At 64.8% G+C, this 6,251-nt stretch carries 8 protein-coding genes; 4 read left to right on the top strand and 4 right to left on the bottom strand.

Annotated features, from left to right (window positions below; translation table 11 throughout):
- Nucleotides 1-766 precede the first annotated feature (766 nt).
- Nucleotides 767-1,216, bottom strand: a complete 450-nt coding sequence (gene cueR, locus IT472_RS01720) for a Cu(I)-responsive transcriptional regulator (protein WP_297177431.1) — start codon at nucleotides 1,214-1,216, stop codon at nucleotides 767-769.
- A complete protein-coding gene (locus tag IT472_RS01715) occupies nucleotides 1,213-3,447 on the bottom strand; it encodes a heavy metal translocating P-type ATPase (protein ID WP_297177428.1) in 2,235 nt (744 codons plus the stop codon). Before IT472_RS01715 ends, cueR begins: the two co-directional genes overlap by 4 nt.
- Before the next feature lie 224 nt (nucleotides 3,448-3,671).
- On the opposite strand from IT472_RS01715, the gene IT472_RS01710 reads away from it, so the two are divergent.
- Both IT472_RS01710 and IT472_RS01705 read left to right on the top strand, forming a co-directional pair.
- On the top strand, nucleotides 3,672-3,878 hold the full coding sequence (locus IT472_RS01710; protein WP_297177425.1) for a heavy-metal-associated domain-containing protein: 207 nt from the start codon (nucleotides 3,672-3,674) through the stop codon (nucleotides 3,876-3,878).
- 1 nt (nucleotide 3,879) lies between these two features.
- Nucleotides 3,880-4,095: a hypothetical protein gene (locus IT472_RS01705; RefSeq protein WP_297177421.1), complete on the top strand. Its 216-nt coding sequence runs from the start codon at nucleotides 3,880-3,882 to the stop codon at nucleotides 4,093-4,095.
- 68 nt (nucleotides 4,096-4,163) lie between these two features.
- Here IT472_RS01705 and fur read toward each other — a convergent pair whose 3' ends face one another.
- Nucleotides 4,164-4,562, bottom strand: a complete 399-nt coding sequence (gene fur, locus IT472_RS01700; protein WP_297177418.1) for a ferric iron uptake transcriptional regulator — start codon at nucleotides 4,560-4,562, stop codon at nucleotides 4,164-4,166.
- Nucleotides 4,563-4,767: 205 nt separating this feature from the next.
- Between fur and bamE the strand changes: the two genes are divergently transcribed.
- The gene (gene bamE / locus IT472_RS01695) at nucleotides 4,768-5,166 is read left to right on the top strand and encodes an outer membrane protein assembly factor BamE (protein WP_297177415.1); all 399 of its coding nucleotides are present in this window, start codon (nucleotides 4,768-4,770) and stop codon (nucleotides 5,164-5,166) included.
- A gap of 21 nt (nucleotides 5,167-5,187) precedes the next feature.
- Here bamE and IT472_RS01690 read toward each other — a convergent pair whose 3' ends face one another.
- Entirely contained in the window at nucleotides 5,188-5,442 is a 255-nt protein-coding gene (locus tag IT472_RS01690; protein ID WP_297177413.1) for an RnfH family protein, read from the bottom strand.
- A gap of 161 nt (nucleotides 5,443-5,603) precedes the next feature.
- Here IT472_RS01690 and smpB point away from each other — a divergent pair, with 161 nt between their 5' ends.
- On the top strand, nucleotides 5,604-6,098 hold the full coding sequence (gene smpB / locus IT472_RS01685) for an SsrA-binding protein SmpB (RefSeq protein ID WP_297177410.1): 495 nt from the start codon (nucleotides 5,604-5,606) through the stop codon (nucleotides 6,096-6,098).
- Nucleotides 6,099-6,251: the final 153 nt, after the last annotated feature.

The raw sequence follows: 6,251 nt of genomic DNA, 5'->3' as shown, positions 1-6,251 counted from the left end.
TTCGCATAATGTCTATTATGTAAATGGTGTGCAATGTCAGGATGCAGTCGTGACCCCACCCGGCAAGACGATGGCCGCATACGAATCAACCTGGCAAACAAACACGACAGTGGCGCTGTAGGCGACACCGATCGCCCGTGGCTGAGCGATCTCGGGCATGCCCCGTCGCGTCGCGCCGTTGAACACGCGCCTGTGTTGGTTCAGGGGCCGCACGCTGACGAGCCTCAATCGTCACAGACAGCGCGAACTTGGGCATCGAGACGGCTCAAATGGTCGTAAGTGCGACGTAGACCGAGCCGTCGTAACGTCGATCCCCGTTTCGCCTTCGCCGCTTGGCAGCGTTCGTATGCGGTGGCGTGACGACGCGGTGAACGAACAATCCGCGCCGCGGTTCGCCGGCGTTGTCTCGCCTCGGCGCGTGGCTGTTCCGGCGCTGCCTCCGCAAGGTTCGCTGGCACGGGTTGATAGTCAACGATTCGATCCAGCCGTTGCCCCTTGCTGCAAGGCTGGGTTTGGTAGCTCACTGCGCCGTCGCGTGCGACGCAGCGGTAGAGACTCTCGGCCTGCGCGGCGCGAGCGGGAAAGCAGAACGCCAAGGCGATGGTGCACGCGATCAACAGGCAGTGACGGAGAGAGAGTGGCATGGCGGGATTCGTTGGCAGCGAGTGCATTCGTCGATGGCCAACATCGCTTGAGGTCGCGGCAAGAGCAGTCGGACCAGTACCCGCCGTGGAGTCAGAATTCGCCTCACCCGACGCCTGGATTGTCAGCCGCCCCCGGCCAAGTCGTCGAGGATTGGGCAGGTCGGGCGACCATCGCCATGGCAGCGCTTCGCCAAGGTTTCCAGCGTGCGCTGCATCGCCTGCAGTTCGCGGATCTTCTCGCCAAGCTGGGCGGCGTGCGTGCGCGCAAGCTGCTTGACCTCGACGCTGGCGCGACGCGGGTCGTCCCAGAGTGCCAGCAGCGATTCGATCTGCTTGATCGAAAATCCCAATGAGCGCGCTCGCTTGATGAAACGCAGTCGGTGCAGGTCGGCCTCGCCATACAGGCGGTAGTTTGCAAAGGTGCGCGCCGCTGGCGCGATCAGGCCGATGCGCTCGTAATGGCGGATCATCTTGGCCGATACGCCGCTCAGTTCGGCGGCCTGGCCGATGTTGTGAAAGCCTTGTTCCAGTGCGTCGGCCAGCTCCGGTCGCGACAGTCGATGTGCATTCATGCGGGCATTCCAGGATTCTGGTGCGGGTTCAAATCGCGGGCGCTCGGCGTCCACCGCCGCAGCAGCAGCGCATTGGCCACCACGCTGACGCTGGATGCCGCCATCGCCGTGCCGGCCAGTATCGGGTCCAGCATGCCCAGTGCTGCCAGAGGAATGCCAATCACGTTGTAGATAAATGCCCAGAACAGGTTCTGGCGGATCTTGCGCACGGTGCGGCGAGAGATGTCGATGGCATCGGCCACCAGTCGCGGATCAGGCCGCATCAGGGTGACGCCAGCCGCATGCATTGCGACGTCGGTGCCACTGCCCATGGCGAACCCGACCGAGGCGGCGGCGAGCGCCGGCGCGTCATTGAGACCGTCGCCCACCATCCCCACTGGGCCATCCTTGGCCAGTTCGCGGATCGCCTGCACCTTGTCGCCCGGCAACAACTCGGCGCGGACTTCGTCGTTCGCAAGGCCCAATTGATTGCCAGTCGATTTCGCCGCTGCAGCGTTGTCGCCGGACAGCATCAGCGGGCGCACGCCCAGCACGCGCAATTCGGCGACAGCCTGCCGGGACTGCGGACGCGGTGCATCGCCGAACGTCAACAGACCCAGCAGGCGCCAGCCCTGCCCCGCGTTTTCCGCCAACCAGGATTGTGTCCGTCCGGCGCGCGCCGCTGCGTCAGCCAATGCATGCGCAGATTGCAGATCCACGCCGAGTTCGCCCATCCAGCGTGCATGGCCAAACGCCAACTGCGAATGCCCATGCTGCCTGCCCTGCACGCCACGGCCGGCCACCGCGGTGATGTCGGTGACCTCGGCCGCCTGCACACCGCGTTGCGCCGCGGCATCCAGCACCGCCTTGGCCAATGGATGTTCGCTGCCTCGTTGTAGGCCCACGGCCAGCGCCAGCAGTGCGGTGTCGTTGCCATCCAGCGCATGCAACCCGGTCAGCGTCGGCTTGCCAAGGGTCAAGGTGCCGGTTTTGTCGAAGGCGACGGTGCGCAACTGGCGGGTGATTTCCAGCGCCTCAATGTCCTTGACCAGGATGCCGGCGCGTGCGGCGACCCCGGTGCCAGCCATCACCGCCGCAGGCGTCGCGAGCCCCAGCGCACACGGACAGGCGATGACCAGCACCGCGACAGCGTTGAGCAAGGCCTGCGTCCAGTCGCCGCGGGCGCTGCCCCAGCCAAGCAGGGTCACGAGCGCGATGGCGATGACTGTCGGCACAAACACCGCGCTGACCCGGTCGACGATGCGCTGGATCGGCGCCTTCTTTGCCTGAGCGTCCTCCACCAGCCGCACGATCCGCGCCAGTGCGGATTCTGCACCGATGGCGGTCGTGCGCAGGCGCAACCTGCCCTCGCCGTTCACTGCGCCGCCGGTGACGGCATCGCCACGCGCCTTCGGCACCGGCAGCGACTCGCCGCTGAGCAGGGATTCATCACTGTGGCTGCGGCCTTCCAGCACCTCACCGTCCACCGGGATACGCTCGCCCGGCAACACCACCACCTCGTCGCCGACGACGACCTCGGTGATCGGTACGCGTGTTTCGATGCCATTGCGTGACACCCGCGCCGTGTCCGGACGAAGCGCCTGCAGGGCGCGGATCGCGTCGCTGGCCTGGCGTTTGGCGCGTGCTTCAAGCCACTTTCCGAGCAAGATCAGGGTAATGACCACCGCGGACGCTTCGAAATACAGCGGCGCGGCGTGGTGGCCGGCCGGCGCGAGCAGGTGGTACACGCTCAATCCATAGGCGGCGCTGGTGCCCAATGCGACCAGCTGGTCCATGTTGCCGCTGCGCACACGCAACGCGGCGAATCCGGCACGATAAAAGCGTGCGCCCAGCCAGAACTGCACCGGCGTGGCCAATGCCCACTGCGCCCAGCCAGGCAGTGCCCAATGCACGCCAAAGGGCATCAAAAACATCGGTGCGGTCAAGGGCAACGACAACAGGCTGGCCAGGAGTAGTGACATCGTTTCGCTTGGACGGCCATGGCGTTGCGTCCCCGGCGTTGCGGTTTCGAACCGACGCGCCGCGCCGTATCCGGCCTGCTCGACCGCGTGCACCAGTGCTTGTTCGGTGACCGTGGCATCGGTCGTGACCGCAGCAGATTCGGTTGCCAGGTTGACGCTGGCATCGGTGACGCCCGCGATCTTGCGCAAGGCTTTCTCCACCCTGCCCGCGCAGGAAGCGCAGGTCATGCCGGAGATGTCGAATTGGTATGTCGCCGGTTCGGCTTGCATGGGGTCGGGCCTGCGATGGGGATGCCGACCATCCTCGTCCTTCCTATCATGGGAAGGTCAAGCGGGCACATCATCGCTTGACCTTCCCGCCGTGGCAAGCTCGACACTGGCCTCAACCCGGCCGGCAGGAGGGGCTGAACAACTTCGACGTGGAGTTGGCTGCCAGCCATCCTTGGCAGGCGGGAAGGTCCGGGTTGTTCACAATCCCAACAAGGAACACGATCATGTTGCTGAATGTCGAAAACATGAGCTGCCAGCATTGTGTCAACGCCGTCACCCGCGCATTGCAGGCGCTCGATGCGACTGCGCGTGTCGAGGTGGATCTGGCGAGTAAGCAAGTGCGCGCGCATGGCCAGTTCAGTGCAGATGCAGTCATCGCCGCACTCGCGGACGCGGACTATACTGCGACGCTGATCTCCAACGATGGCTGACATGAGCGCTGCGCAGGACGGCGATCGGCAACACCTGCTGCGTGGCGGGGCGATGGACGCCGTGATCGCCGCCCGACCGCTGTGGGTGCTGGCCGCGTCGGAGCAGCCGATCGTGCTGGCGGGCTACACCTTCGATCTTGCGATCGACTCGATGCGGGCGGCAAGCGAATCGACCAGTCACCGCGGTTGGGACGCGGGGCTGCGGTCTGGGCTTTGAGGTGGTGTCGTGATCCCGTGCAGGCCCGATGCGCGTGCGCAACGTCGGTTACGAAAACCAGCGTTGACTCAGCGCTTCTTGCGGACGTACAGCACCAGCGCATGGTCCTCGATCACATAGCCGTGCTCGGCGGCGATCTTCTGCTGCAATTCCTCGATGGCGCCACTCTGGAATTCGATCACCTTGCCGGTTTCGACATCGACCATGTGGTCGTGGTGTTCGCCGCGATCCAGCTCATAGACGGCGGTGCCGCCCTCGAAATTGTGCTTGAGCACGAGCCCGGCGGATTCGAACTGGGTCAGCACACGGTAGATGGTCGCCAATCCGATCTCCTCGCCATCGGACAGCAACTGGCGGTAGATGTCCTCGGCGGTCATGTGGCGCGGTTTGGCGTGCTCAAGCAGTTCGAGGATGCGCAGTCGCGGATGGGTGACCTTGAGGCCGGCTTTGCGAAGATCGCGTGGCATCGATATCTCCTTCGTTCGACGAGTGCGCGCGGGCGTCGTGCGGCGTGTCCGGATCACGGCGGGAGTGGGCCAAGCGCGACTTGGAAGATCGCTTGGAACACGGGCCCGCCAGCCCACCGGGCCTGAACTGTGCTTGACGCGTAGCGCCCTGAAAGCCGCCTCGGGCAGTGTATCATCGGCATTCCACCACTGCCCCACCCCGCCGATGCACCACAAGCTGCTTTCCGTCCTCCTTGCGACCGTGTTGACGAGCGGTTGCAGCTATCTGTATCGCCAGCCGGTGTTCCAGGGCAACCTGCTCGAACCCACGTCGGTGGAACAGCTGCAGGCCGGCATGGACCGCCAGCAGGTGCTTGCCCTGCTCGGCACCCCGTCCATTTCCGATCCGTTCCATCACGATCGCTGGGATTACACGGCGACCGAGCGCGTGGGCCGTCGCGACCAGACCCAGATCAAGAACCTGACGGTCTATTTCGACAACGACAAGGTGGTGCGCTGGGAAGGCGAGTCTTTCCCGGAGCGTGATGCGCAGTTGTCGCGCGACGTGATCCGCTATTACGGTCCGAACCTGAACCCGGACGACAGGAAGCGCCGTCGCCAGTAACCCTGCGGCGTTTGCATGGACTCACGCTTTGGTTGCGCGCAGCCTGCGCGCCTGCTTGGGATCCACGCGCAGGCGGCGCAACAGTTCAATCCGGTCGCCTTCGTGCAGCAGGATGTCCAGCGATGCCGGCTGGCCGAACACCGCAAGGGCAACGAATTCACCGTCAGGCCCCCACCCTGTCGCCGCCAGTGCATCGGCAATCCGCGCGCCCGCATCGACGTCGACCTCCATCCGTTCGCAGCGATGTGGCCAGGACCTGACCAGTTGAACGCGCATCAGGCTAGCACCCTCGATGGGACGCGAATGCAGGATGTCGTTTGTGCCAACAAGGCGATAGGCGCCGATTCTGGATGCCGCGGACGATTGATGGATCGCGGGGAAGCCGCCTTCGGGTCGATGATGCTCCGCGGAAGGATCGGATCGGCGAGAATGCAGGGATGAGCAAGCACGACGGCAAGGATAAGCCAAAGGGCGGCGGTACGATCGCTCTGAACAAGCGTGCCCGCCACGACTACCATTTCGAGGAGCGCTTCGAGGCGGGCCTTGCCCTGCAGGGCTGGGAGTTGAAGGCGATCCGTGCCGGTCGCGCCAACATCGGCGATGCCTACGCCGTGGTGTTGCAGGGCGAGCTGTTCCTGATTGGCGCGCAGATCACGCCATTGATCCAAGCCTCGACGCATGTGGTCGCAAATGATCGGCGCACCCGCAAGCTGCTCCTGCACCGGCGGGAGATCGACCAGCTGACCGGCCGCATCCAGCGGGATGGCTACACCCTGATTCCGACCGCGCTGTACTGGAAGGGCAACAAGGTGAAGGCCGATCTGGCGCTGGCCAAGGGCAAGCAGGCCCACGACAAGCGCGATGCGAGCAAGCAGCGCGATTGGGACCGCGAGAAACAGCGGGTGATGCGGCGGCACAACCGCGACGCCTGAGTTATGTCCAGACACTCAGTCACGATAAAGCCCGCTTGCGCGGGCTTTGATGTGGCGTCCCCACGGGGATGACGCGCCTTTGGCGCGCCCTTCGGGCCTTCGATGCCGTGCATCGAAGGTGTGCATCCGCTGCGCGGATGGATCGAACCCCTC

Source organism: Thermomonas sp., assembly GCF_020850895.1.
Classification (GTDB): Bacteria; Pseudomonadota; Gammaproteobacteria; order Xanthomonadales; family Xanthomonadaceae; genus Thermomonas.
The sequence above is the reverse complement of the archived record's forward strand: the minus strand, read 5'-3'. Positions and strand labels throughout refer to the sequence as shown.

What these genes read in the sequence shown, in the direction of transcription:
- cueR (WP_297177431.1), bottom strand. Translation starts at nt 1,216, where the DNA reads ATGAATGCACATCGACTGTCGCGACCGGAGCTGGCCGACGCACTGGAA.
- IT472_RS01715 (WP_297177428.1), bottom strand. Translation starts at nt 3,447, where the DNA reads ATGCAAGCCGAACCGGCGACATACCAATTCGACATCTCCGGCATGACC.
- IT472_RS01710 (WP_297177425.1), top strand. Translation starts at nt 3,672, where the DNA reads ATGTTGCTGAATGTCGAAAACATGAGCTGCCAGCATTGTGTCAACGCC.
- IT472_RS01705 (WP_297177421.1), top strand. Translation starts at nt 3,880, where the DNA reads ATGAGCGCTGCGCAGGACGGCGATCGGCAACACCTGCTGCGTGGCGGG.
- fur (WP_297177418.1), bottom strand. Translation starts at nt 4,562, where the DNA reads ATGCCACGCGATCTTCGCAAAGCCGGCCTCAAGGTCACCCATCCGCGA.
- bamE (WP_297177415.1), top strand. Translation starts at nt 4,768, where the DNA reads ATGCACCACAAGCTGCTTTCCGTCCTCCTTGCGACCGTGTTGACGAGC.
- IT472_RS01690 (WP_297177413.1), bottom strand. Translation starts at nt 5,442, where the DNA reads ATGCGCGTTCAACTGGTCAGGTCCTGGCCACATCGCTGCGAACGGATG.
- smpB (WP_297177410.1), top strand. Translation starts at nt 5,604, where the DNA reads ATGAGCAAGCACGACGGCAAGGATAAGCCAAAGGGCGGCGGTACGATC.